The organism is Paenibacillus sp. FSL R7-0210, assembly GCF_038009085.1.
GTDB classification, from domain to species: domain Bacteria; phylum Bacillota; class Bacilli; order Paenibacillales; family Paenibacillaceae; genus Paenibacillus_AQ; species Paenibacillus_AQ silagei.
In genome coordinates this window covers 5,489,612-5,515,284 of the sequence record NZ_JBBPAR010000001.1, presented here as the reverse complement: position 1 = coordinate 5,515,284, position 25,673 = coordinate 5,489,612, and the positions used below count along the sequence as shown (strand labels likewise).

Here is a 25,673-nt window from a genome sequence, read left to right as displayed (position 1 = left end):
AAGATGGAGATAGTGTTTGACCAGTTCCCTGTCTTAAGGTCAGAGGAGCTGGTACTGGGCAAGATTGAGGAGCAGCATCTGGACGGGCTGTTCGAGATTTACAGCAATGACCATGTGTTCGAATATTGCGGGATTATCCCCAAGCACAATAAGACTACAGTTAAGAGCATGATTGGTCATTATGAACGGGATTATGGCAAAAGATCGCGGATCAAGTGGGGCATCTTCGCCCCAGCAGACGATACGCACCTGCTAGGGATTATTGAAGCCTGTGACTTCAATCAGAGGGTCAATATGGTCACCATTGGCTACTTCCTCGCGGAAGCCCAGTGGGGGAGGGGCCTCGCCTCCAGAGCCGTTGAGCTGCTGACAGCATTCCTGTTCCAGCAGGCTCAGGTGAACAGAATTCAAGCGGAAGTGATGCTGAATAATGAGCCGTCCAAGAAGGTGCTGCTGAAGAACGGATATATCAAGGAAGGGATGCTTCGGCAAGCAGCCCTCTGGTCCGGCAAGGGTGTGGTCGATCTGGAGATCTACAGCATGCTTAGGGAAGAGTATATGAAGGTTCTACAACCGGACCATGAAGCCCTTATTTTGCAAGTGGAAACGGCATTGCCGTCCTTTATAAGGACGGTACCGTTTCAGCGAGAAAGATAAGGATAATGATAGCGCGAAGCATATAAATTCTTATCTTTTGAAAAAGACAGCTTTGCCACTCGCCCGCGGACTGAGAGGCCGTTATAAGGCCAGTTGGTGATGGAAATGAGGCAAGAGCGACTAGTTAAGTGCATGTGAGTCCGCTTAGCCCGCAAAATGGTGCAATTTACAGGAATAGCGGCTCTCCAGTCCCCATGGATCGCAGCAGGAGTGCTGCTTAATTGCACAAATTGATGAAGCCAGCAACCAGCAGACTTAGGTGGTAACGTGTCGTGCATGCGGACATACTCTTCACTGAATATGTGCTGTATGGTTCATCCAAGCACGCCAAAAACCGCAGACAGGGGCGAACCCTTGCTGCGGTTTTTGGCGATTTCTTAAAATATAAGAATCTATATGTTTCACACGATAGATTATCCTTCTATTTCTTGCTGAAACGGTACCGTCCTTTAAAAGGACGGCAAAGCCGTTTCCACTTGTTTGAGACTATATAAATTGAACTACAAGTACAATCTATATATCCTTATCCTGCACTGCACATCAAGCTTCCATCTTCTGCGCCGTATACAGCCGGTGATACAGGCCGCGGCGGGCGATCAGATCGTCATGCGAGCCGCTCTCGGCAATGCCCTTGTTCGAGACATACATGATCCGGTCGCAGTTCTTCACCGTAGACAGGCGGTGCGCAATGATGAACGAGGTGCGTCCCTTCAATAGCTCGTTCAGCCCCTTCTGGAGCAGACGCTCGGTCTGTGCATCGATGGAGGAGGTAGCCTCATCCAGGATGAGAATCCGCGGGTTGGCCAGCAGCGTTCTGGCGAACGAGATCAGCTGCCGCTGCCCTTGGGAGAGCTTGGAGCCGCGTTCGTTCACCTCGGTCTGGTAGCCCTGATCGAATTCGCGGATGAAGTCGTCCGCGCAGACTGCCTTTGCGGCATTGATAACCTCTTCCTCGGTCGCATCCGGTCTGCCGTAGCGGATATTATCCAGAATGGTTCCCGAGAAAATGAAGCTGTCCTGCAGCATGATCCCCATCTGGCTACGCAGCGATTTCAGCGTGATCTGCGAGATATCCTGCCCGTCGATCAGAATGCGTCCGCCAGTCAGGTTATAGAAGCGCGAGATCAGGTTGACGACGGTGGTCTTGCCCGCACCGGTCGGACCGACCAGAGCCACGCTCTCTCCGGCTGCGACATCGAAGGAGATGTTCTCCAGAATATTCAGGCCCGGATCATAGGCGAAGGTGACATCATCGAATGTTACCCGGCCCTGAACCGGAGGGAGCGCCTTCGCACCGGGGATATCGCTGACCGTTACCGGTTCATCCAGCGTCTCGAAGATCCGCTCCAGATAAGCCACCGCATTAATGAAGTTATTGTACAGGTTCGATAGATTCAGGATCGGCTGCCAGAAGCGGGCCGCATAGCTGCTCATGGCGAGAATGACGCCCAGCGTCATGTTCTGCGGGTCCAGAGTCAGCAGGCCGACCAGGAAGATCATAGCCGTAACAATGGTAGACAGGTTATCGACACTGAACGGAATCAGAATGTTGTAACGCAGCGCCTTCATCCAGGCCGTACGGAAGTTGCCGGCCAGACGGGTGAAGATGCCTTCATTGCGCGTCTCCCGCGAGAACATCTGTGTGACGCCGATGCCGCTGATGCTCTCCTGGAGATAGGCATTCAGGTTGGAGCTTTTGTTCGATACCGCCTGCCAGGCCCGGCGCTGCCGGGTCTTGATCAGCAGCATGACGCCGAGGAACACCGGCAGTCCGGCCAGAATGATGAACGAGAGCCGCACATCCACGGCGAACATGAACACCGCGATGAAGATCAGGTTCACGATTTCCAGGATGAAGTTGATAATTCCGTTCGACAACACATCGGAGACCCCGTTGACGTAGTTCACGACCCGGATCAGGATTTTACCCTGCGGCCGGTCGTCATAATATTTGAAGGGCAGCTCCTGTAGATGCTTGAACAGGTCGGTGCGGATATCGAAGATAATATCCTGTCCGACGCTCGTCATAATTCGCGAGCGGATCGTAGCCAGAATGACGCTGACCACGATGGTTGCCAGCATCAGCAGGGACCAGCCCGCCAGCGCTCCCATGTCTTTGGCCGGAATCGTCACATCCACGACATGCTGCATGATCAGCGGAGCCGACAGGGCAATCGCCGCCGACAATGCGCTAAGCGCGAACGCGATAAGCATCGGCTTCTTCTTGCGTCTGATATAGACCATGGCCCGCCGGAAATGCTTGATATTGAACGGCGATTCCAGATTCTCATCGACATCGAATTTATTTCTGGCCACTTTCGGTCACCTGCCTTCCAATGCCCTCGTTCTGAAGCATGAATACATCATAGTAATACCCCCGCTTCGCCAGCAGCTCGGCATGGGTTCCTTCCTCAATCAAACGCCCGCCCTCCAGAATCAGAATGCGGTCAGCCTGGGCGGTAGTGGATACCCGCTGCGCAATGATGATCTTCGTGCAGGGGTACTCCAGCTCACGCAGGCTGCGCTGAATATGCTCCTCCGTCTCCAGATCGACCGCAGAAGTTGTATCATCCAGGATCAGAATCGGACGTTGGACCGCCAAGGCGCGGGCCAGCGCAATACGTTGCTTTTGACCCCCGGACAATCCGACACCGCGTTCCCCGACTACGGTATCGTAGCCCTCAGGCATTTTGACAATGAAATCATGGGCAGCGGCAAGAGCCGCGTAAGCCTTCGCATCCTCCTCAGGCAGATCGGGATCGCCGTAAGCGATGTTGCCGTCAATGGTATCGGAGAACAGCAGCACATCCTGCGTAGCCATCCCGATATTCCCCCGCAGCTCATCCAGCTCCAGCTCCCGGACATCTCTGCCGTCTACCAGCACTCGCCCGCCAGCCACATCATAGAAGCGTGGAATGAGATTGATGAGGGAGGTTTTGCCGGAGCCGGTGGCCCCCATGATCGCAATGGTCTCGCCGGGGGCTATCGTGAAGCTCACATCATCAAGCACGGTAGCGTTATCATATTTAAACCGGACATGGTCGAATTCAATCCGTCCCTCATAGCGGCGGCGCTCCACCGGGTTATGGTCATTGGCAATTGCCGGACGGGCGTAATAGATATCGACGATTTTGGATAAGCTGGCAAAGAAACGCTGAATATCATTAATAATTATTCCGATATTGCGCATGGGGTTCGAGACGGCCCAGATCAGCGAGGAGAACGCCGTGAACTCACCGAAGGTAATCCGCCCCTCCATCACGTAGTAACCGCCGGCCAGCATCAGGACCACGTTGAAGCCTTGTGCGAACGACTCCAGATAAGGGAAGTAGTCGAGCCAGACGAGGGCTGCTTTTTTATTCGCCACCGCGTAGTTGACATTCTTCTCCGTGAACTTGGCAATCTCGAACTCCTCACGGGCAAAAGCCTTCACCACACGGTTCCCCGAGATATTCTCCTGTGTCGTCGTATTGAGCTGGGACAGCCGCTCGCGCAGGTCGATGTACATCGGGCGCACTTTCTTGGCGAAGATAAAGGCCACCACAAAAATCGGCGGTGACAGGATCAGCATCCACAGCGTCAGCTTCACATCAATCGTGAGAAAATAAATGACGGCTGCCAGAAAAATCGTAAGCGATTCAATAATCGTCTTGAAAATCCACGCCATCGAGTGGCGGACCATATCCAGATCCCCCGTCATTTTGGTCATCAGGTCCCCGGTGCGGTTGCGGTCATAATATTCCCGGTCCTGGCCCTGAATCTTGTTGTACAGATAAATCCGGATATTGTACATCATATTCTGTGAAGAAATTTCGTACTGCATGGTCGTGAAGTATGCCAGCCCTGTACGTAGCAGGGAGAAGCCGATCATGCCCAGGCAGAGCGCAATGAGCAGCCCGCGTCCTGTAGCAAGATTCGCTCCTGCGTGGTCACCGGCAATGAACGTATCGACAATGCGCTGGCTGATGTAGGGGTTCACAATCGTAAGACTTGAGCCCACGACCGAGAGGCAGAGCGCCACGATATACCGCGCCCGGTTGCCCTCCAGGTTCTGCCACAGCCATTTGATTTCAAACATCTGATCACCTGTTTCCTGTTGTCTTGTGATAAACAAAGTGATTATAACACTATGAACCAAAATGTATAGGGATACGTATAATTTCTTTTTACAAAAGCTTGAACTTTGTAATGGAGTAATTCTGCATTGCGTTAATGTATATCACAGCTTACAATGATGGATGCATATTATGATAGTTTGCGTTGAGTGCATGTGAGGTGTACAGATGTACATATGAGGGGGAGCATTACGCTTGGAATCCAAACAGTTAACCAGAGGACTTAAGCCGCGGCATATCGAGCTGATCGCACTGGGCGGCACGATTGGCGTGGGACTATTCATGGGCTCGGCAAGCACGATTAAGTGGGCGGGGCCTTCCGTGCTGCTAGCGTATCTTTTGGCAGGAATCATTATGTTTTTTGTGATGCGGATTATGGGGGAGATGCTGGTGGTGGAGCCGGTGACTGGTTCGTTCGCCACTTTTGCCCACAAATATATCAGCCCGCTGGCCGGCTTCCTGACCGCCTGGAGCTACTGGTTCCTATGGGTGACGGTCGGCATGGCCGAGGTTACGGCAATTGGAATCTATGTCGGGTACTGGTTCCCGGATATCCCGCAGTGGATTCCGGCGCTAATTGGTGTGGGCATCATTGCAGCAGCCAATCTGGCGGCGGTGAAGCTATACGGGGAGTTTGAATTCTGGTTTGCGATGATCAAGGTGGTTGCCATTGTGGTCATGCTGGTGATCGGTACCGGGGTGATTTTCTTCGGTCTCGGGAATGGCGGGCAGCCGCTCGGACTGTCCAATCTCTATAGTCATGGCGGTTTTTTTGCCGGAGGACTGAAGGGCTTCCTGTTCGCGCTCTGCATTGTCACGGCGGCCTATCAGGGGATTGAGCTGGTGGGGATTACGGCAGGGGAAGCGGAGAATCCGAAGCAAACGCTGCGAAAAGCGATCAAGAATATCATCTGGCGCATTCTGATCTTCTACGTGGGGGCCATCTTCATCATTGTGACCATCTATCCGTGGAATGAGATCGGGGAAATCGGCAGTCCGTTCGTGTTGACCTTCGCCAAGGTAGGGATTGTCGCTGCGGCAGGCATTATCAACTTCGTGGTGCTGACAGCGGCCATGTCGGGCTGCAACAGCGGGATCTACAGTGCGGGAAGAATGCTCTACACCCTTGCCCAGAACGGACAGGCTCCGAAGTTCTTCGGCAGAGTCTCGGCCAGCGGAGTGCCCCGCAACAGTATTATTACAACGATCTCCCTGCTGCTGGTCGGCGTGCTGTTCAACTATCTGATACCGGACTCCAAGCTGTTTCTCTATATTTACAGTGCCAGCGTGCTTCCGGGAATGATTCCGTGGTTCGCCTTGGCCCTCAGCCAGTTCAGATTCAGAGAGCGGTGGGCAGGCGAGATGGCCGCCCATCCGTTCAAGTCCCGCTTTTTCCCGGTCAGCAACTACATTATTATTATCTTCCTGTCGCTGGTCATCATCGGCATGTGGTTCAACCCGGATACCCATCTGTCGCTGATCGTCGGCGCGTCGTTCCTGGCTATTGTTGTGGCGGGGTATTATGTGTTTGGGATCGGTAAACGCCGGGTGCCCGGGGATGGGGAGGAAGTGTAGGGCTGGGAATTCTGAACTAATCAAATTAACAAAAAGCAAAAAGAAGCGGAGGGGAAATTTGGAACTGTAGGAGCGGTAGCGTCCGCCTTTGTCTCCGGATTTCTACCGCAAACAGCGGTCTAAATCAAGAAATTTGGAGACAACAGCGGCCGTAAGTCCAAATGTTCACCGCAGTGACGACCCTGCTTAGAGTTACAATCAAAAAGGCTTCCGAAGCAAACTACGCTCCGGAAGCCTTTTGTATGTCAATTCCTAAGACGAAGCTGCCGCCGCCGCAGCAGAGGCCGCAGCTACAGCAATCGCTGTCTGCTGGGCAATGATGATGTTGGTCAGGCTGGTAGACAGCGTGGATTCAATGATGCCGTTTCTGACATCATCGACATATTGATAGGAGACGAGTGCGGCAGACAGCAGGAGCAGCTCCTGCTTGTTGATCGACCAGCCGCCGAAGCCCTTCTGCGGGCGCAGGAACTCATAGGTATCCGAGACATCGCTTACCAGCTGCTGCTGCTCGTAGGGGATCAGGGACAGGATGCCAAGGGACGAGAGTGTATACTCCTTATCCAGCCGGATATCCCGTGCCCGGAACGCTTCACGCAGGCTAAGCACCCGGCTTGCAAGATCCCCGCCGCCCAGCACCAGTACCTGTGTCAGCGCCTGAACACTGTTGCCGGAGAAGAACTCGGGCTTCAGCGTAACATAGAGCTGTTCCAGTTGCTCCAGTCCTTGCTCTACAGGGATATCGGAGAGCCCGAGCATGGCAGCGAAGATATAGTCGTCCCGTCCGGTCAGGAAACGGTGCTTCGACCGCATTCCTTCATAGAAAGCTTGAGTGCGGTCTATGGCTGCGGCATATTGATCGTACGGAGTATGGGCAGCGATCTGATAGGCGGCAATGACCAGGTAGTCGGAGGCCCGGAATTTGCGTTCCTTGAGCAAATCATATACAGCCAGCGTATTTGCAAGCTGCTGCTGCGGCTGGGGAGACAGGGAGAGCAGCGCAGCAATACAGATGGCTGAGGTTCCCCGGAAGGACGAGAAGCCCCGGGTGTTATCCTTGACCATCTCATGGTACAGGCGGATCGCTTCCACATTGGCCATCTTGTCTTCCACGGCGTAGAGCAAGGCGGCCAGCCGGTTCACGGAGGCATTTTGCCAAGGGAATTCCTGTTTGATCTGCTGGGCGTTAGTTACGAATAATTCAAGCCTGGCTATGTATGATTGCTTCATATGATGCACCTCTCATCTAGTGGTAGTTATTTGGGTTTATTCTACTATAAAAACCAAAACGATGAAATTGAATCTCTTCCCGCAGACTTGCCCCCAAACCTATGAGAGCGTATTCTTGAATAAAGATTACTAGAATGATGGATATTTATTCCGGAAAGAGAGGCACTAGTATGATAAGAGCATCTGAAGATAACGAATACTATGAGCTGTCCAGTCCCACCATTCTCCCCAAGGCTTCGGGGTTTCTGTGGAATGAACAGATGATGATTCATATGAACTGCCGGGGCTATGCGGTAGCCCAGTTCATGCAGCCGGAGCCGGCCAAGTACTCCTATGCGCCGAATCTGGAGGCCAAGACGTTCATGCAGCCGGAGCAGCCTTATTATGCCCATCACCCCGGCCGCTTCGTCTATGTCAAGGATGAGGAGAACGGGGAGCTGTTCTCTGCCCCTTATGAGCCTGTCCGCACCCCTCCGGATCATTACACTTTTGCAGTAGGTAAACATAATATTGTATGGACCATCGAGAAGAACGGGATCGCGATAGAGATGACGCTAAGCCTGCCTAAGGATGAGCCAATGGAGCTGTGGCGGGTGAAGGTGACTAATCTGTCTTCGGCGCGGCGGAGTATCAGCATCTATCCCTATTTCACCATCGGCTACATGTCATGGATGAATCAATCCGGCGAGTATAAGGAAGCTTTGCAGGGAATCGTGGCTACAGCGGTCACACCTTATCAGAAATATCAGGATTACGCCAAAATCAAGCATCTGAAGGACAAAACCTTCCTGCTGGCTGACCATGCCCCGGCCTCCTGGGAAGTGAATCAGGAAGCCTTCGAGGGCGAAGGCGGAATCGGCTCGCCGTCCGCGCTTAAGAGCGAACGGCTGGCGCAAGGCGAAGCCCGTTATGAGACCCCGGTTGCCGCTTTGCAATACAGTTTGGATCTGGCTGCGGGGGAAGAACGTGAATACCGCTTCGTCTTCGGCCCGGCCCGGAGTGAGCAGGAGATTGCGGAGATCCGCCGGAAGCTGTTCCTAGATACCGATGCGGCAGGCGAGGACGGATTCGTGCGCGCCGAGCGGGAATATGCGCAGTACATTGCGGAAGGCAGAGGGAGCATTGAGATTTCCACGCCGGATGCGGACCTCGACAATCTGGTCAACCACTGGCTGCCCCGGCAGATGTACTATCACGGGCAGACCAACCGCCTGACGACCGACCCGCAGACCCGGAATTATCTGCAGGATAATATGGGGATGAGCTATCTTAAGCCGCAGACGGCAAGAGAAGCATTCCTGACGGCCTTAAGCCAGCAGGAGGCCAGCGGAGCGATGCCGGACGGCATTATTTTGCATGAAGCGGCTGAACTGAAATATATCAATCAGGTTCCGCATACAGACCATTGTGTCTGGCTGCCGATTTGCCTCAGTACCTATCTGGATGAGACCGATGATTACAGCATTCTGGATGAGGAAGTATCGTATGCGGGCGGCCTGGAGACAGGACCTGTACATGAGCATATCGACCGGGCGGTGCAGTGGCTGCTGCATGAGCGGGATGAGCGCGGCCTGAACTATATCAATCAGGGGGACTGGTGCGACCCGATGAATATGGTAGGGTACCGGGGGCAAGGCGTGTCCGGCTGGCTGACCATCGCTACCGCGTATGCGTGTATGGTCTGGGCGGATATTTGTGAGCGGAGCGGCCGTACGGATATCGCCAAGACCTTCCGTCATGCGGCGGAGGAGACCAATGCGCTCGTCAATCAATACTTCTGGGATGGCGAGTGGTATGCGCGGGGAATTACTGATGACAATGTAGTGTTCGGAATCAGCAGCGACAAGGAAGGCCGGATCTTCATTAATCCCCAGGGCTGGGCGCTGCTCAGCGGTGCGGCCGATGAGGAGAAGCGGGCGAAGCTGATGAAGTCGGTCCATGAACAGCTGGAGACCCCGTATGGAGTGGAAAAGCTCGCCCCGTCCTATACCGCCATGCGCGAGGATGTGGGCCGGGTCACCCAGAAGCATCCGGGGACAGCCGAGAACGGCGCAGTCTATAACCATGCCGCAGCCTTCTATATCTATGGCTTGTATGCGGTGGGTGAGCAGGACCACGCGTACCGTCTGCTGCGTAAAATGCTCCCCGGGCCCGATATCGAGGATATCATCCGGCGGGGCCAGCTCCCGGTGTTCATTCCTAATTATTACCGGGGCGCGTATAAGCAATTCCCGCAGACTGCCGGACGCTCCAGCCATCTGTTCAATACCGGAACCGTTCCCTGGGTATACCGCTGTCTGATCGACGGATTGTTCGGGCTGCAAGGGAACCGGGAAGGGCTGCAGGTGAAGCCGCAGCTTCCTTCCGGCTGGCAGGAGGCCACCGTGAAGCGCAGCTTCAGAGGCGCTGAGCTGCAGATTGAGATGAAGCGTGAGTCCGGCGTAGCGGCAATCGAGGTATATCTGGACGGACAGCTTGTGGAAGATGGTGTTCTGAAGGAACTGAAACCGGGTAAGCAGTATCAGGTGCTGGTTAAGATTCCGGCTGGGGCTGTTACTATCTAAATACAGGAGGCGCATGAACATGACGAATCATATTCCGGAAGTACTGCTGAACGATGGAATGAAGGTGCCTGCGATTGGCTACGGAACGGCCTGGATCAAAGGTACGAAGGGCGTGCAGAATCTGAGGACTGCCCTGGATTTGGGGTATCGTCTGATTGATTCGGCATTCAACTATGAGAACGAAGGCGTTGTCGGGGAAGCGGTACGGCAGAGCGGGGTACCCAGAGACCAGCTGTTCATTACATCCAAGCTGCCCGGACGCCATCACAAGTATGATGAAGCGGTCGAGACTGTTCAAGAATCGCTGTACCGTGCAGGACTGGATTATTATGACCTGTATCTGATTCACTGGCCGAACCCCAAGGTGAACCTGTATGTGGAAGCATGGCAGGCGCTGATTGATGCCCGGAAGCAGGGATTGATCCGTTCTATCGGAGTCAGTAACTTTTTGCCGGAGCATCTGGACCGCCTGATCAAGGAAACGGGGGTGGTACCGGCTATGAACCAGATTGAACTGCATCCCTTCTATCAACAGGCGGAGCAGCGCGCATATCATGAGCAGCACGGAATCGTCACAGAATCCTGGAGTCCGCTGGGACGCGGCACGGAGCTGCTGAAGAATGAACAGCTGATTGCGATCGCCGCAGCCCATGACAAATCGGTCTCACAGATTGTTCTGCGCTGGCATGTGCAGCTGGGAGCGGTTCCGATTCCAAGATCGGCGTCGGAAGAGCATCAGCGGGAGAATCTGGAGATTTTCGGCTTCGAGCTGTCGGAGGCTGAGATGAAGGTGATTTCTGAGCTCCCGTCCACCGGACCGCTGTGGGACCAGGACCCGGCCGTGTACGAAGAGTTCTGATTCGTTGATGTTATAGTTATGGCCCCTTGCTCTTTGGCAGGGGGCTATTGTTTTGTTATAGCGCTCATACATAATTCGTTTAAGAAAAAGGGAAGCTGGTTACATAGAAAGAGTCAGAAGCCTACACAATCAGAAGCGAACAGAGGAGGAATATTATCATGAGTAATCAATATAAGATTCAAGATCCTGTGCAGCAATATGAAAAGGCTACGCCTGAATTCGAGCAGCAGCAGCCCAGTCCGGGCTTAGAGACGAAAATGCACCCGCGTCCCGATGACGGAGCGGGCACCTACAAGGGCAGCGGGAAGCTCACCGGACGGAAGGCCGTCATTACGGGAGCGGACAGCGGAATCCGATTGCTTATGCCCGTGAAGGCGCCGATGTGGTGCTGGCCTATCTGCCGGAGGAAGAAGCTGATGCGAAGGAAGTCGTTAAGCTCATCGAGGAAGCCGGACGCAAGGCGGTGGCCCTGCCGGGCGATCTGAAGGACGAGAAGTACTGCGAGCAGCTGATTGCCAAGGCCGTAGAGGAGCTGGGCGGAATTGATATCCTGGCTAACATTGCCGGCAAGCAGCAGTTCGTGAAGGACATCGCCGACCTGACTACAGAACAGTTCGATGCTACCTTCAAGACGAATGTCTACTCGCTGTTCTGGCTCTGCAAGGCAGCGGTGAAGCATATGAAGCCTGGTAGTACAATTATTAATACCTCATCGATTCAGGCCTATGAGCCTTCAGAGATTCTGCTGGACTATGCCACCACGAAGAGTGCCATTAATACCTTCAGCAAAGCTTTTGCCCAGCAGGTGGCCCCTAAGGGAATCCGGGTGAACGTGGTTGCCCCTGGACCGGTATGGACTCCGCTTCAGATCAGCGGGGGACAGCCGGAGGAAGTCCTGAAGGACTTCGGAGCTAAGACCCCGCTGGGACGCCCCGGCCAACCAGCTGAGATGGCTCCGGCCTATGTGTTCCTGGCCAGCCAGGAATCAAGCTATGTCAGCGGTGAGACCCTGAATGCCAACGGCGGAATGCCGACCCCATAAATAAGAATGAGTAACAACACGCTTGAGCAGGAACCTCCGTCAGGAGGTTTTTTGCTGTGAGGGGAATACTTGCAGCAGTCTGAAATATAAGAATGTATATGTTTCACGCTATACATTATCCTTCTATTTCTCGCCGAAACGTTACCGTCCTTTACAAGGACGGTAATGCCGTTTCCACTTGTATCACCTGGATTTAGCAGAGGCGGGGCTTCCGGCTCCCACTTTTGCCATCATAGGGGGTTCATGTGCTACACTTGAGTCATTGAATTGAAATCGTATCTGCCAGTTCTGGTGCATTAGCGGTTTGTGGAGAAGACAGGAGGAGACGGCATGGCATTCGTAACGGTGAAGGGCGAATATAAACGCTATAAGATGGGGGAGACCCTGATTGTTGCCAACGACGGCATTGAGTTCGAGATCGAGAAGGGTGAATTTGCTGTAATTGTAGGGCCCAGCGGGGCGGGAAAATCAACGGTGCTTAACATACTGGGCGGGATGGATTCCGCCGACGAAGGCCAGGTCATTGTGGACGGTACTGACATCGCACGTTATAGCGCCAAGGAATTGACCGGCTACCGCCGTAATGACGTGGGTTTCGTGTTTCAGTTCTATAATCTGGTCCCTAATCTGACCACTCTGGAGAATGTCGAGCTGGCTTCGCAGATCTCGCCCCGGGCCCTCGATGCCCGGAAGGTGCTGGAGGATGTGGGCCTTGGCGCGCGGCTGAATAACTTCCCGGCCCAGCTCTCGGGCGGGGAGCAGCAGCGCGTGGCTATCGCCAGAGCGCTGGCGAAGCAGCCGAAGCTGCTGCTCTGTGATGAGCCGACCGGTGCGCTCGATTACAATACCGGCAAGCAGGTGCTTAAGCTGCTGCAGGATACCTGCCGCGACACCGGCACAACGGTGATTGTGATCACGCATAACCTGGCGATTGCTCCGATGGCCGACCGGGTCATTGAGATCAACAACGCCAAGGTACGGAAAATGGTGAAGAATCCAGCGCCGGTATCCGTGGAAGATATCGAATGGTAAGGGGCCGGGAATGATGAAGAAACGGGCACTATGGAAGGATGTTTTTCGGGAGATCGGCCGCACCAAGGCGAGGTTCCTCTCGATCTTTGCAATTATTATGCTGGGGGTCAGCTTCTTCTCCGGGATCAAGTCGGCCGGGCCGGATATGCTGGACACCGCAGCGACGTATTATAAGGATCTGCGGCTGATGGATCTGCGGGTCCAGTCCACTTACGGCCTGTCAGAGCAAGGGATCGAGAAGCTTCGGGGGATACCCGGAGTGCAGACAGTTCAGCCTGTATACAGCTCCGATGTCTTTCTTGGCGACAGCGGGCTGATTGCCAAAGTCTATTCGTATGCGGACAATAATGAACTGAACGGCTACAAGCTCACCGCCGGGCATCTCCCGGCAGCCTCTGGAGAGATTGTACTGGATGAACACCTGCGCGAACAGGAGAAATTCAAGCTTGGCGATTCTATTATCTTCGGCGGCGAGGCCGGGGAGACGCCTGAACAGAGCTTCCGGACCAAGACCTATACGGTAGTAGGCTTCGCGCAGAGCCCACAATATATTGAGACCGCGAACCGTGGAACGAGCCGGATCGGCAAAGGGACTGCCGATGCGTTCGCCGTCATCCCGGAAGGGGATTTCACACTTCCGGTGTATACGGAGGCCTATCTCAGCTTCAAGGATACGGCTGCGGAGAGGGCCTATACTCCGGCCTATGACACGTTGGTTGAGCGCCACCTCACAGAGACAGAGCAAGCGCTCAAGGATTACCCGGCGCAGCGTCTGGAGGAGCTGAAGGCGGAAGCGGCCGCCAAGCTGGCTGCGGGCCAGCAGGCAGCGGATGCCTCGCAGCAACAACAGCAGACAGCGGCGCAGAGCCAGCCGGAGCTGCCTAAAGTATATGTGGCCGATCGCACAATGAACCCGGGATACGCCGAATACAAGGATAATGCGGACCGTCTGTCCGCGATTGCGTCGGCTTTCCCGGTATTCTTTTTCCTGATTGCCGCGCTTGTCAGCTTAACCACGATGACCCGCATGGTGGAGGAGCAGCGGCTCCAGATTGGGACGTTGAAGGCACTTGGGTACGGTGCTATGGACATTATGACCAAGTTCCTGGTGTACGGAACACTTGCCAGCCTAGCGGCATCCATCGCGGGTCTGGTGGTCGGCTTCACGTTCTTCCCGGACCTGATCTATAATGCTTACAGCGCTCTCTATAACCTGCCGGATGTGATCAAGAGCTTCTACCCTTCTTACGCCGTTATTTCTATAGTCGTGGCGCTAATCTGTACAACGATGACGGCCATGGTCGCTTCACGGGTGGAGCTGCGGAGCAACGCGTCTGTGCTGATGCGGCCCAAGGCACCCAAGAGCGGGCAGCGGATTCTACTGGAGCGCTTCAAGTTCCTGTGGACCCGGCTCAGCTTCGTGCAAAAGGTGACAGCCCGCAATCTGTTCCGCTACAAGCAGCGGATGTTCATGACTGTTATCGGGGTGGCAGGCTGTACTGCGCTGATCCTGACCGGCTTTGGACTGAAGGATTCCATCGGCAGCATCGCCGAGCGGCAGTTCGGCGGGATTATGAAATACAGTGCCCTGGTAGCCCTGCATGATAATGCAGCCGCCGCAGATCAGGCTTCCTATAAGAAGCTGATTGAACAGGAGGCTGCGGTGACAGGCACGCTGAATGTGCTGCAGGAGGCTGTGACCGCCCGGGCCAAAGGCGTGAACGACCAGGAAGTGCGGATTTTTGTTCCCTCGGATACAACTGCACTGGCGTCTTTCGTTAATCTTAAGGACCGCAGCACCGGTAAGCCGCGTGTACTGAGTGACGAGGGCGCGGTCATTACAGAGAAGCTGGCTAAGCTGTATGATGTGGCCCCCGGGGGTACGCTGACGCTTCTGGACAGCAACAATGAGCCATTCCAGATCAAGGTAGCGGCGGTCACCGAGAACTATGTGCTGCATTATGTATACATGACCCCGGCTTACTACACGGAGGTGTTCGGCAAGGAGCCGGTCTATAATACTCAATTATTGAACTACAGCGGCAAGGACAAAGGGTGGGAGAGCGCATTCGGGGAGAAGCTGACTGCGAATGGGCAGGTGGCCTTGGTCAGCTTTTCCAGCGGTGTGGGGGAGGCCTTCGAGGAAACTATGGACAGTATGGATATCGTCATTGTGGTGCTGATTGTCTCTGCTGCCGCGCTGGCCTTCGTGGTGCTGTACAACCTGACTAATATCAATGTGTCTGAGCGGGTCCGCGAATTGTCTACGATTAAGGTGCTCGGCTTCTATGATAAGGAAGTCACTCTGTATATTTACCGGGAAAATATTCTGCTGACCTTGCTCGGTATCTTGTCCGGCAGTGCCCTGGGGGTGATCCTGCACCGGTTCGTCCTGTCGACTGCCGAGCTGGATGCCACCATGTTCGCTCCGCTCATCAAGTGGCAGAGCTACATCTATGCAGCCTTGCTGACCATACTATTCTCAGGCATCGTAATGGCTTTCATGCACATCAAGCTCAAGCGGATTCATATGATTGAAGCGCTGAAGTCGGTAGAGTAGTTCAGTCACGATTTTGTCAAAAAAATAAAAAAAGCATCAGCATACAAGGAAGGATAATGAGCCGAGGGCAGAGGGAGCCCGGAGCCGTTATCCTTCTTTTTTGTGCCTGAAAAGGAACTTATGGCTGGGGAATTAGCGCTGAAACATACGAAAATATGACGAACAGTGTCGGAAAATCGCGAAAATGATAAGAAAGTGTCATTAAAACTAACCCGATTAAACTCATTATAATGATGGGTAAAAGGTATTTTTACAGTTATTTCAAGATACATTGGAAGTAAATGTTTCAGGAGCAAAAAAGTAAGATTGTACAGCGGTAAATAAATATATTGACGTAAGATATATTCACATGTAATATAAACCATAATTTATGAGGGAAGTTGTGAGGCTTCCCGCCGGGAATGTTATCCCTGACCTTAATTGACCCGCGGTCTATTCAACGCATTTCTACAATATATATTAGGTGTGATGTTATGTCACATGTAATGCGTAGGCGGTCATTAGTGGTCTTAGACGGATAACGATCCGGAGCATCCCAGTCTCCCGAGAAGCTTTGAAGAGCAGGTACCAGCACTTAACTAAGGAGGAGTAAAGGAATGGCGAAAAAGAGAAAATGGTGGTCAGGTTTACTAGTCTTATCGTTGGTAGGGGTTCTATTTACAGGTTGCAGTACGAATAACACTGCGGGTTCTTCAACAAATGCGCCTGCAGCCACTACAGCACCGGCAGAGAGTGCGGCGCCTGATGCTACGGAAGCACCTGCAGCTGACGCGCCGGTTGACGGCGGAACACTAGTTACAAGCTCTTTCTCCGATATTGTTAATATTAATCCGCTCTTAGTTAATGACACCGCGTCTGGTGATGTGGCCCAGTTCGTCTTCGCCAAGCTGTACAATCTCGACCGTGAAGGCAATGTACAGGCAGAGGATTGGTCGCTGGCTGCCGCGCTGCCGGAGATCTCTGAAGATGGCTTGACCTATACTGTGAAGCTGAAGGATACCGCCAAATGGAGTGACGGTCAGCCCGTCGTTGCAGATGATGTAATCTACACCGTTGAAATGGCCAAGAATAAGGAGACAGGCTCTCCGCTGATCAGTGCCTTTGACAAGGTGAAGAGCGTTGAGAAGGTGGATGACCACACCGTCAAGATCACAATGTCCCAAGTCTATGCGCCGTTCCTGTATGCGCTGGTCCAGGAGATTGTTCCAGCCCATGTCCTGAAGGATGTGAAGCCGACCGAAATGCAGAAGAACCCCTATGGTACTGATCCGGCCAAGACCGTTACAAGCGGACCGTGGAAGTGGACAGCCTGGAAGCAAGGCGAGAGCCATACCCTGGATGCTGATCCGAACTACTGGGGAACCGTGAAGCCTCATATCGCTCAGGTGATCTACAAGATCTATGCTGACCAGAACACTGAGGTTCAGGCGATTATGAAGGGCGACACGGATCATATCAGTGCGATTCCGGTAACCCAGGTTGAAGCAGTTAAGGCTGACGGGAAAATCGATATCATCCAGAAGCCGGGCGCGCAGTACGAATATGTTAACTTCAACTTTGACGGCAAGAACTTCCCGGATGGCTACGGCCTGTTCCAGGGACAGAAGACCAGACAGGCGATTGCCCATGCCTTGAACCGACAAGGAATGGTGGATAATATCCTGAAGGGCGTAGGCGCGCTGATGAATGCGCCGTTCCTGCCGGATACGTGGGCTGACCCGGGTGATGCTGCTGTGAACTATGATTACAATGCTGAAACGGCCAAGAAGCTCCTGGCTGAAGACGGCTGGGTTGCGGATGCCAAGGACGGCATTCTGGTCAAAGACGGCCACCGCTTCTCCTTCGAACTGCAGTATAATGCCGGCAACAGCCGCCGTGAACAGGTAGCTGCTGTTATCCAGCAGAACCTGAAGGATGTCGGCATTGAGGTGAAGCCTAAGGCGATCGACTTCGCTGCATGGATTGACCAGAACGTAACGCCGGGTAAATATCAGGCCCTGCTGCTGGCATGGTCCCTGAATACACCAGACCCGGATGCAGAGAGCATCTTCTCCTCCAAGTACTTCCCGCCTGCCGGACAGAACAGCGGCTGGTATAAGAATGAGAAGCTGGATAAGCTGTGGGTAGACGGATATTCTACGGTAGATCAGGCTAAGCGCAAAGAAATCTACAAAGAAGTAGGTAAGGAAATTTCAACCGACCTTCCTTATGTATTCCTGTATCAGTATGGTCAGGCGATCGGAACAGGACCTAGAGTGCACTGGGCAGAGGAGGATGCTCCTGAGCCGTCACTGGGCTACGGACAGTTCTTCCACGCTATCAAATGGTGGGTAACCGAGTAACGTACCGACTAACTGAATAGACTTGCGGGAGGTGAAAGAGAATTCTCTTTCACCTCCCCCTTTTGTATAAATGGGGGGCCTCCGTAATCTATCGCCTTACCATCTCTAGGAGGATAGCCAATGACAGAATACCTGATACGTAGAGTGCTTCAATCGGTACTGGTCATCTTTCTGATTACCATACTAACCTTTCTTCTCATCCATGCGGCTCCGGGCGGACCCACACAAGTGATGCTGGCCCCGGGCTTGACTCCCGAAATCTTCGAGCAGCAAGCCAAGAATCTGGGTCTGGATCAGCCGATTCATATCCAGTATATCCACTGGATCGGCGACCTGCTGCAAGGGGATCTGGGGTATACCTTCAAGAACCATATTGCGATCTCGGACCTGCTCTGGCCGCGTATCGGCAATACCATAATCCTGATGGGTGCGGCTTGGCTGGTATCCCTGCTGATCGCAATCCCCTGGGGAATCTACAATAGTACCAAAGTCTATGGTTTATCGGATCAGACGGCTTCGTTCATTTCTTATCTGGGCTTCGCCATGCCGACCTTCTGGTTCGGGATTCTATTGCAGCAGTGGCTGTCGCTCAAGCTGGACTGGTTCCCATTGTCGGATATGCATACAAGAGGCAAGGAAGACAGTATCGCTGATTTATTCATGCATCTGGTGCTGCCGGTAACGGTACTGGCACTTGGGTTCCTGGCTTCTTATATGAAGTATGCGCGGGCCAGTATGCTGGAGGTGCTGGATCAGGATTATATCCGGACGGCACGGGCCAAAGGCGTCAAGGAACGGAAGGTCGTCTTCCGCCATGCCCTGCGCAATGCACTAATTCCAATTATTACAATACTAGGCCTTGATCTTCCGATCCTGGTGGGAGGGGCCGCACTAACAGAGAATGTATTCAACTGGCCGGGAATGGGCCGTTGGTTCGTTGAGATGGCCACTGCACGCGAATATTCGGCACTGATGGCTGTGACTATCGTCACGGCTGTGATGGTCGTCATTGGCAATCTGCTGGCAGATATACTGTATGTCGTAGTTGATCCCCGGGTGAAGCTCGGCAAGCAAGGGGGGAAGGCAGCATGAGTACAGATAATACAGAGCTTATCAAAGGGAAGGTCTCCAAGCCGCTGGGAACGCCGGATATGAGTCCGATGCCGGGCGGGACCGACCCGGAAATTCCGGTGGTGGATATGGACAGACCTCCCGGCCCGTGGAGAGTGCTGTGGAAGAAGTTTTCACGCAATCCTTTTGCCATGGGCGGGTTGGCCGTCCTGCTTATCTTTGTCCTGCTGGCGATCTTCGCACCGTTTCTGACTTCCTATGGGCCGGAGAAGATTGATCTGATGTTCGCCAACCTGAAGCCGGGAGCGGAGGGGCATCCCCTCGGCACCGACGAGCTGGGCCGCGATATTCTCAGCAGATTGCTCTACAGTGCGCGAATCTCGCTGCTTATCGGTTTTTCCGTTGCTTTTGTATCCGTGCTGGTCGGATCGGTGGTCGGTGCAATCTCGGGTTACTTCGGCGGATTCGTGGATACGGTATTCATGCGGATTGTTGACGTCATGAACTCCGTACCATCCCTGTTCCTGAATATCCTGGTGATGGCGCTGTTCGGAACACAGATTAAATTCATGATCCTGATTCTGGCGTTCACGAGCTGGATGAGTATTGCCCGGCTGGTCCGGGGAACCTTCCTGCAGCTGCGGGAAATGCAGTATGTGGAGGCGGCCAGAGCAATTGGGGTATCGAGCTGGGGCATCATCTTCCGGCATCTGCTCCGCAATGCGAGCTTCCCGATCATTGTCAATGCGACCTTGATGGTCGGCGGCGCGATTCTCAGTGAATCCGCGTTGTCCTATCTGGGTCTTGGTATTCAGGCTCCGGCTACGAGCTGGGGGCTGATGCTCAGCAACGCCCAGGAGTTCATGCTGATTGATCCGATGCAGGCGGTGTATCCGGGCTTTTGTATCCTGATGGTGGTGCTGGCGGTTAACTTTATCGGCGACGGCATCCGGGATGCCCTTGATCCCAGACAGCAAGTGACCAAATCCCGGAGGAGGCTGGAACAATGGCGCAAAAACTACTCGAAATCCGGAAACTAACCGCCGGCTTTGCGACAGAGAAGGGACTGCTCAAAGCAACCGACGGCATCTCCCTTACGGTGAATAAAGGTCAGACAGTCTGTATTGTAGGCGAATCCGGCAGCGGCAAAAGTGTCACCTCGCTGGCGATCATGCGCCTGATCGATTATGCGGGCGGTATGATACTGGATGGACAGATTGACTTCCATGGACAGGATCTGGGGGCGAAAAGCCAGGAGGAGATGCGGGAGATCCGCGGCAACCAGATCGCTATGATCTTCCAGGACCCGATGTCTTCGCTGAATCCGGTCTTCACCATAGGGGAACAGATTGCTGAGAGTCTGCGGCTGCATCAGAATAAGAAGGATGCAGAAGCGCTGAAGCTGGCGGTCGATCTGATTAGATTGGTGGGCATACCGGCACCGGAGATCCGTGCGAAGCAGTACCCGCATGAGCTGTCCGGCGGGATGTGCCAGCGCGTAGTCATTGCGATTGCTCTGGCCTGTAACCCCGAGCTGCTGATTGCCGATGAGCCGACCACCGCACTTGATGTTACGGTCCAAGCGCAGATTCTGGATCTGCTGCGCAAGCTTCAGTCGGAGCTTGGCATGTCCATCCTGCTGATTACCCACGACATGGGAGTTGCCGCTGAGATGGCGGACCGCATTGCTGTCATGTATGCGGGCGCTATCGTGGAAGAAGGCGGTGTGGAAGAGATCTTCGACCATCCCAGCCATCCTTATACGATAGGTCTGCTCCAGTCGATTCCGGGGTTCGAAGGCGGACGGGGAGGCGAACTCTATACGATCAGCGGAACGATCCCGCCGATAGGACAGCTGCCTGCGGGCTGCCGCTTCCATCCGCGCTGTCCGCATGCGATGGAGATCTGCCGGAGCCAGGAGCCGCCGGATTTCCTGATCTCTGATGATCACCGGGCCGCCTGCTGGCTGTTCAAGGATAAGCCGGTTTCAGCGTATACCAGCGGGGAGGCGAAGCGCGCATGATGAACAAGACATTGGCCAAGCCAGATCGTAAGGTAGCTGCCTCCTCAGAAGTACTGGTGGAGGTTAAGGATATTAAGAAGTATTTTCCGATCACCAAGGGTCTGCTTAACCGGACCGTCGGGCAGGTGAAGGCGGTGGATGGAGTCAATCTGGCGATCCGCCAAGGCGAGACGTTCGGGCTGGTCGGGGAATCCGGCTGCGGCAAATCCACCTTCGGACGGGTACTGCTCCGGCTGCAAAGTGCGACCGGGGGGCAGGTGCTATTCAAGGGCCAGGATATCCATTCGCTGGGTTCGCGTGACATGCGGAAGCTGCGGGAAGAGATGCAGATTATTTTCCAGGACCCGTTCGGGTCGCTGAATCCGCGCTTCCTCGTCAAGGATATTATCGGCGAGCCGCTGCGTATTCACTGGAACATGTCCGGCAAGGAGATCGATGCCCGGGTGGTCGAGCTGATGGAGCTGGTGGGTCTGGATGCCAGCCGCCGGAACCGCTATCCGCATGAATTCTCCGGCGGACAACGCCAGCGCATTGGCATCGCCCGGGCGATTGCGCTGAATCCGCAGTTTATTGTGGCCGATGAGGCCGTGTCCGCGCTGGACGTATCCGTGCAATCCCAGGTCATTAACCTGCTGATGAAGCTGCAGAAGGAGCTGGGCCTAACCTTCCTGTTCATTGCGCATGGTTTGAACGTAGTCCGTCATATCTCTGACCGCGTTGGGGTCATGTACCTGGGCAAGCTGGTGGAGGTGGGAGAGACGGAGGAACTGTTCGCGGCCCCGCTGCATCCGTATACTGCCGCCCTGCTCTCGGCCATTCCCAAGCCTACGCCAAGGCGTAAGCAGGAGCGCATTATGCTGGAGGGAGATGTGCCCTCCCCGGCTAATCCGCCCTCCGGCTGCCGGTTCCATACCCGCTGCCCGTTCGTCCAGGACAAATGCCGCTTAGTGGAGCCGCTGCTGGAAGAGGTCCTGCCGGGCCGTCCGGTAGCCTGTCATTTCCCGTTGCTTCCGAAATCCTGATCAACGAGTACCTATGCTGTACCGAAGAGGAACGCTGCTGAATCTTACGCGGTGTTCCTTTTTTTGATTTTGGGGCCCCCCGCAAAGTACCTGGGTCAACACCTACGCTAAAGCCCCACTTTGTGGGGTTATTTTGTAAGGCCGCCTCAAACTAATCATTGTGCTACAGGCATTTCTATAAGAAAATGAGAAAAAGACTAATCAATACCGCAAAGCTTGCGGAACCGGAGGCTATGGTGAAAAAGGTCAATACAGCAATTTCAGCACTCTTTATCCTTGTTATGATAATAGCTGTCTGGGTATGGGCAGTGTCGGTACATACCTGGACCCTGGCGGGGACCTTGGCTTCCCTGCTCTGTCTGGCCCTGTTTATCTGGACGGGCCTGCGGGCTATTCCCGCTATAACCGGGTACATCATGAACCCCGGCGCACTGCGGACGGTGAATACGGATGACTCCCCGGAGGAACGGCAGCGGATCTGGTGGAAGATTGTGCTGTGGGTGATCGCTAGCCGGGTGCTGCTAATCCTTGCGGCTTATGTATTCTGGGTGCTTCGGGAGGGAGGCTCCGGCAGCCTGTTCTCCCGCTTCATTGAGATCTGGCATATCCGCGGAATTGATGCGATGTCTTACCTGGGCATTGCCGAACGGTGGTATGTGACGGAAGGAGATCCCAGATTTCATATTGTATTTCTGCCGTTCTTTCCCGTTATGATCAAGCTGGCGCAGTTCTTCACAGGCAATTATATGGCTGCAGGATTTGCCGTAGCCAATCTCTGCACGCTTGCAGCGGCGTTGTTCGCTTATGAACTGGCCCGGCTGGATATGGGGCGCAGGAATGCCCTGCGGGTAGTGAAGTACATCTTCATCTTCCCGTCGGCCTTCTTTTTCTTCCTTCCCATGACAGAGGCGCTGTTCCTGCTGCTCTCCCTGATGGCACTGTATTTTGTGCGCAAAAAGCGATGGCTGCTGAGCTGCCTCTGTGCAGCGCTGGCCGGATTCACCCGTTCCCCGGGGATTCTGCTGGCCGTGCCGATTACCGTGGAATTTGCCCGGGAGCTGGCCGCTGGCTACAGGTCAATGGACCGGAAGGCTTTTACGAATAAGCTGATCTTGGCTGTTCTCTCCCTGGTGAGCGTCTCGTTCGGTCTGCTGGCTTATCTCTACATCAATTACAATGTGACGGGCAACGCGTTCCAGTTCAGTATTTATCAGCGGGAGCACTGGTCGCAGCGGTTCTACTTCTTTTTCGATACTGCGAGATATCAGATGGAATATGCGGTGAATACCTTCAAGGATGCCGATTACCGGTCGTTCTTAGGGCTGTGGCTGCCGAATTTGTGTGCGATCTTCCTGGTTCTCTTCATGATGCTGCGCAGTACGAAGAAGCTTAATCCCGCCTACATGGCGTACATGATCGCCTATTTCGTCTATGTGGTGGCCCCGACTTGGCTGCTGTCCGCTCCGCGTTATTTCGCTGTTGCGTTTCCGCTGGCGTTCGCGGCTGTGTTGTTGACGGAGGATAAGAAGTGGAAGGATATCCTGCTCACTACGCTATTTATTTCGGGGGGTCTGCTGTATCTGGCAGTGTTTGTATCCGGTTATCCGGTATATTAGTGTGTATTAGAAATTACAGAAACGATGGTGGCTATGCAGATTCAACTAGAAGATCAGATGGTGACGTTACATGTCCAGTATGCCAAGCGCAAGAAGCTATCCGTAACGGTGGACGGCTCGGACCTCATTACCGTTAAGGCGCCCAAGGGAACGAGTGAAGAGGCGATCCTCGGTGCGGTAGCAAGTCTAGGCCCGAAGATTCTGGAGAAGCTGCGCAGCAATGCGGCAGCCCGGCAGGTGCCGAGGGTTAAGGCTTATGAGGGCGACGAAGAAGCCTTCTTGTACTTGGGGAAGGAATATGCGCTGCATGAGCTGATTGGGGACCGGCAGGCGGATGCGGAGGAGCTGAAGCTTGCGCTGAAGAAGTTCTATACGGCCAGTCTGAAGAAAATCATCGCAGAGCGCATCAAGCCCTACCAGACGCAGCTCAGAGTGAAGCCGAAGAGTATGGAGATTGTGGAGTCGCGGACCAAGTGGGGGAGCTGCAGCTTTGACGGCAAGCTGACGTTCAATTACCGCCTGGCCATGGCGCCGCCTGAAGTGATTGACTATGTCATCATTCATGAGCTGTGTCATCTGCTGCATATGAATCATGACCGTTCCTTCTGGCGGCGCCTGGGCAGTATCATGCCGGACTATAAGGAGAAGGAAGCGTACCTGGCCCGGCAGGGGCAGTTCATGACGCTGTGACCTATGTGACCTATAAAAGAAATGAATTTATTCCATAGATGCGGTAATGTATGGACTATCGTTCTTTCGCCGAAGCGAACATTCGGTGATAGTTGTATTCTGTACACTTAAAAACAGTGGAAAAGAAAGAATTCCTCTCTTAACTGTAGTCTGTACAACTAAATCCGCCTGAATGGGTGAGAACCCGGTGCAGAGGGCATTTTAGTTGTACGAAATACAGCTAAACGGAGATAAGGCGGCACATCAGACGATTTAGTTGTACGGATTGCAATTAAGCATACCACTTGTACCTTCATCGGGGCATGGCAAACCTTCAACAAGCGACTTAGTTAAGCTGCTCTCACATATTGCAATCTGATGCTTCACTAGGCGATGGAAGTAGCCGGATGCTTGACGTTCGCAGGATATTGCTGTCCGCCCTGAGTCCGGACGAATAGGCCCTCTGAATGTCTGCTGCCTGACAGCTCCAGGCCGGGTTCATCCGGGGTGAAGTGAAAGACGATCGTCTCCGTATCGCTGTCCGCAAGCTTCAGGGCGATGTCGCGGCAGGAGACGGGCTGTGCGCTGATCAGATCGAAGAGCTCAAGCTGCCCATTCTCCTGCTGGCAGATGGCAATGAGATTCTCGTCCTCCAGGTAGTAGAGCTGATCGCTGAACACGTTCAGGCAGTAGAACATTAGCAGGCCATGGACGCCGCTGATGCCAAAACGCTCAGATACTGGTACTCGCTGCGCTCCGAGAGAAGAGACCAGGCTCAGATCACGCGGGTCGGCTAGATCCAGCTTGCGGATTGCCGCAGATCCGGCAGTGCCCCCGGGGCAGGCTATGGAGAAGATCTGCTCTTCCACCGGGTAGAAGCCGAACTTAGGATAGAACTCCAAGACTGACTCATTGGCAAAAAGATACATGAAATCACACGCTTGCCCATACTCCTCCAGCACCTTGTCCATCAACCGTGCAGACAGGCCGCGTCCTCTATAGTCAGGATGAGTCATCACCGTCCCGATCTGCACAGCAGGGGATTTCACCCCGTTAATAGTTAGCTCTATTAGATTGACCGAGACATTCGCCACAATCCGGTTTCCCTCCGCGTAAGAATAAGGAACATACTTATCCGTCCAGAAGCCCTCCTCATACCAGCGTTCCAGCTCCAGCTCGAACGTGTCTTTTGCCAGCTCGAAAAAGCTGTTCCGCAGCGGCTCATGATCTTTATAATTGTAGACAAATTGAAGAGTATTCATAGGTAGTTTCTCCTTCGGTGTATTGGTAAAAGTT

At 53.9% G+C, this 25,673-nt stretch carries 16 protein-coding genes and 2 pseudogenes; 14 read left to right on the top strand and 4 right to left on the bottom strand.

What is annotated here, in order from left to right; all coding sequences use genetic code 11:
* Positions 1-3: 3 nt before the first annotated feature.
* Entirely contained in the window at positions 4-657 is a 654-nt protein-coding gene (locus tag MKY64_RS23315) for a GNAT family N-acetyltransferase (RefSeq protein ID WP_445671730.1), read from the top strand.
* Positions 658-1,197: 540 nt separating this feature from the next.
* On the opposite strand, the gene MKY64_RS23310 is transcribed toward MKY64_RS23315, so the two are convergent.
* Positions 1,198-2,973, bottom strand: coding sequence for an ABC transporter ATP-binding protein (locus MKY64_RS23310; protein ID WP_340956021.1), 1,776 nt, complete (start codon positions 2,971-2,973; stop codon positions 1,198-1,200).
* Positions 2,960-4,735, bottom strand: coding sequence for an ABC transporter ATP-binding protein (locus MKY64_RS23305; protein ID WP_340956018.1), 1,776 nt, complete (start codon positions 4,733-4,735; stop codon positions 2,960-2,962). The genes MKY64_RS23310 and MKY64_RS23305 overlap by 14 nt, the downstream gene beginning before the upstream one ends.
* A 232-nt stretch (positions 4,736-4,967) precedes the next feature.
* Between MKY64_RS23305 and MKY64_RS23300 the strand changes: the two genes are divergently transcribed.
* Positions 4,968-6,347 carry an amino acid permease gene (locus MKY64_RS23300; protein WP_340956017.1) on the top strand — a complete coding sequence of 460 codons (1,380 nt, stop codon included), beginning with the start codon at positions 4,968-4,970 and terminating at the stop codon, positions 6,345-6,347.
* Between the two features lie 252 nt (positions 6,348-6,599).
* On the opposite strand, the gene MKY64_RS23295 is transcribed toward MKY64_RS23300, so the two are convergent.
* On the bottom strand, positions 6,600-7,577 hold the full coding sequence (locus tag MKY64_RS23295) for a DUF4003 family protein (RefSeq protein WP_036730667.1): 978 nt from the start codon (positions 7,575-7,577) through the stop codon (positions 6,600-6,602).
* A gap of 170 nt (positions 7,578-7,747) precedes the next feature.
* On the opposite strand from MKY64_RS23295, the gene MKY64_RS23290 reads away from it, so the two are divergent.
* The 12 genes and pseudogenes from MKY64_RS23290 to MKY64_RS23235 all read left to right on the top strand — a co-directional run bounded on the left by MKY64_RS23290 (position 7,748) and on the right by MKY64_RS23235 (position 24,398).
* The gene (locus MKY64_RS23290) at positions 7,748-10,141 is read left to right on the top strand and encodes a GH36-type glycosyl hydrolase domain-containing protein (protein ID WP_340956015.1); all 2,394 of its coding nucleotides are present in this window, start codon (positions 7,748-7,750) and stop codon (positions 10,139-10,141) included.
* A gap of 19 nt (positions 10,142-10,160) precedes the next feature.
* Positions 10,161-11,000: an aldo/keto reductase gene (locus tag MKY64_RS23285; RefSeq protein ID WP_340956013.1), complete on the top strand. Its 840-nt coding sequence runs from the start codon at positions 10,161-10,163 to the stop codon at positions 10,998-11,000.
* 158 nt (positions 11,001-11,158) lie between these two features.
* Positions 11,159-12,042, top strand: a pseudogene (locus MKY64_RS23280) (SDR family oxidoreductase).
* 330 nt (positions 12,043-12,372) lie between these two features.
* Positions 12,373-13,074 carry an ABC transporter ATP-binding protein gene (locus MKY64_RS23275; protein WP_036730659.1) on the top strand — a complete coding sequence of 234 codons (702 nt, stop codon included), beginning with the start codon at positions 12,373-12,375 and terminating at the stop codon, positions 13,072-13,074.
* Positions 13,075-13,177: 103 nt separating this feature from the next.
* Positions 13,178-15,634: pseudogene (locus MKY64_RS23270) on the top strand (ABC transporter permease); the annotation flags it as partial.
* A gap of 596 nt (positions 15,635-16,230) precedes the next feature.
* Positions 16,231-17,976, top strand: a complete 1,746-nt coding sequence (locus MKY64_RS23265; protein WP_340956011.1) for a peptide-binding protein — start codon at positions 16,231-16,233, stop codon at positions 17,974-17,976.
* Positions 17,977-18,096: 120 nt separating this feature from the next.
* Positions 18,097-19,068 (top strand): ABC transporter permease, encoded by a 972-nt coding sequence (locus MKY64_RS23260; protein ID WP_036730648.1) that lies wholly within the window; start codon positions 18,097-18,099, stop codon positions 19,066-19,068.
* A gap of 59 nt (positions 19,069-19,127) precedes the next feature.
* On the top strand, positions 19,128-20,087 hold the full coding sequence (locus MKY64_RS23255; RefSeq protein ID WP_036730741.1) for an ABC transporter permease: 960 nt from the start codon (positions 19,128-19,130) through the stop codon (positions 20,085-20,087).
* The gene (locus MKY64_RS23250; protein ID WP_076081945.1) at positions 20,054-21,070 is read left to right on the top strand and encodes an ABC transporter ATP-binding protein; all 1,017 of its coding nucleotides are present in this window, start codon (positions 20,054-20,056) and stop codon (positions 21,068-21,070) included. The genes MKY64_RS23255 and MKY64_RS23250 overlap by 34 nt, the downstream gene beginning before the upstream one ends.
* Positions 21,067-22,092: an ABC transporter ATP-binding protein gene (locus tag MKY64_RS23245; protein WP_036730643.1), complete on the top strand. Its 1,026-nt coding sequence runs from the start codon at positions 21,067-21,069 to the stop codon at positions 22,090-22,092. The genes MKY64_RS23250 and MKY64_RS23245 overlap by 4 nt, the downstream gene beginning before the upstream one ends.
* Before the next feature lie 236 nt (positions 22,093-22,328).
* The gene (locus MKY64_RS23240) at positions 22,329-23,708 is read left to right on the top strand and encodes a hypothetical protein (protein WP_340956007.1); all 1,380 of its coding nucleotides are present in this window, start codon (positions 22,329-22,331) and stop codon (positions 23,706-23,708) included.
* Between the two features lie 33 nt (positions 23,709-23,741).
* Positions 23,742-24,398 (top strand): M48 family metallopeptidase, encoded by a 657-nt coding sequence (locus tag MKY64_RS23235; RefSeq protein WP_036730739.1) that lies wholly within the window; start codon positions 23,742-23,744, stop codon positions 24,396-24,398.
* 365 nt (positions 24,399-24,763) lie between these two features.
* Here the strand turns inward: MKY64_RS23235 and MKY64_RS23230 are convergent, their stop codons facing one another.
* The gene (locus MKY64_RS23230; protein ID WP_340956004.1) at positions 24,764-25,639 is read right to left on the bottom strand and encodes a GNAT family N-acetyltransferase; all 876 of its coding nucleotides are present in this window, start codon (positions 25,637-25,639) and stop codon (positions 24,764-24,766) included.
* Positions 25,640-25,673: the final 34 nt, after the last annotated feature.

What these genes read in the sequence shown, in the direction of transcription:
- MKY64_RS23230 (WP_340956004.1), bottom strand. Translation starts at nt 25,639, where the DNA reads ATGAATACTCTTCAATTTGTCTACAATTATAAAGATCATGAGCCGCTG.
- MKY64_RS23290 (WP_340956015.1), top strand. Translation starts at nt 7,748, where the DNA reads ATGATAAGAGCATCTGAAGATAACGAATACTATGAGCTGTCCAGTCCC.
- MKY64_RS23255 (WP_036730741.1), top strand. Translation starts at nt 19,128, where the DNA reads ATGAGTCCGATGCCGGGCGGGACCGACCCGGAAATTCCGGTGGTGGAT.
- MKY64_RS23235 (WP_036730739.1), top strand. Translation starts at nt 23,742, where the DNA reads ATGCAGATTCAACTAGAAGATCAGATGGTGACGTTACATGTCCAGTAT.
- MKY64_RS23275 (WP_036730659.1), top strand. Translation starts at nt 12,373, where the DNA reads ATGGCATTCGTAACGGTGAAGGGCGAATATAAACGCTATAAGATGGGG.
- MKY64_RS23295 (WP_036730667.1), bottom strand. Translation starts at nt 7,577, where the DNA reads ATGAAGCAATCATACATAGCCAGGCTTGAATTATTCGTAACTAACGCC.
- MKY64_RS23245 (WP_036730643.1), top strand. Translation starts at nt 21,067, where the DNA reads ATGATGAACAAGACATTGGCCAAGCCAGATCGTAAGGTAGCTGCCTCC.
- MKY64_RS23260 (WP_036730648.1), top strand. Translation starts at nt 18,097, where the DNA reads ATGACAGAATACCTGATACGTAGAGTGCTTCAATCGGTACTGGTCATC.
- MKY64_RS23250 (WP_076081945.1), top strand. Translation starts at nt 20,054, where the DNA reads ATGGCGCAAAAACTACTCGAAATCCGGAAACTAACCGCCGGCTTTGCG.
- MKY64_RS23285 (WP_340956013.1), top strand. Translation starts at nt 10,161, where the DNA reads ATGACGAATCATATTCCGGAAGTACTGCTGAACGATGGAATGAAGGTG.
- MKY64_RS23265 (WP_340956011.1), top strand. Translation starts at nt 16,231, where the DNA reads ATGGCGAAAAAGAGAAAATGGTGGTCAGGTTTACTAGTCTTATCGTTG.
- MKY64_RS23315 (WP_445671730.1), top strand. Translation starts at nt 4, where the DNA reads ATGGAGATAGTGTTTGACCAGTTCCCTGTCTTAAGGTCAGAGGAGCTG.
- MKY64_RS23305 (WP_340956018.1), bottom strand. Translation starts at nt 4,735, where the DNA reads ATGTTTGAAATCAAATGGCTGTGGCAGAACCTGGAGGGCAACCGGGCG.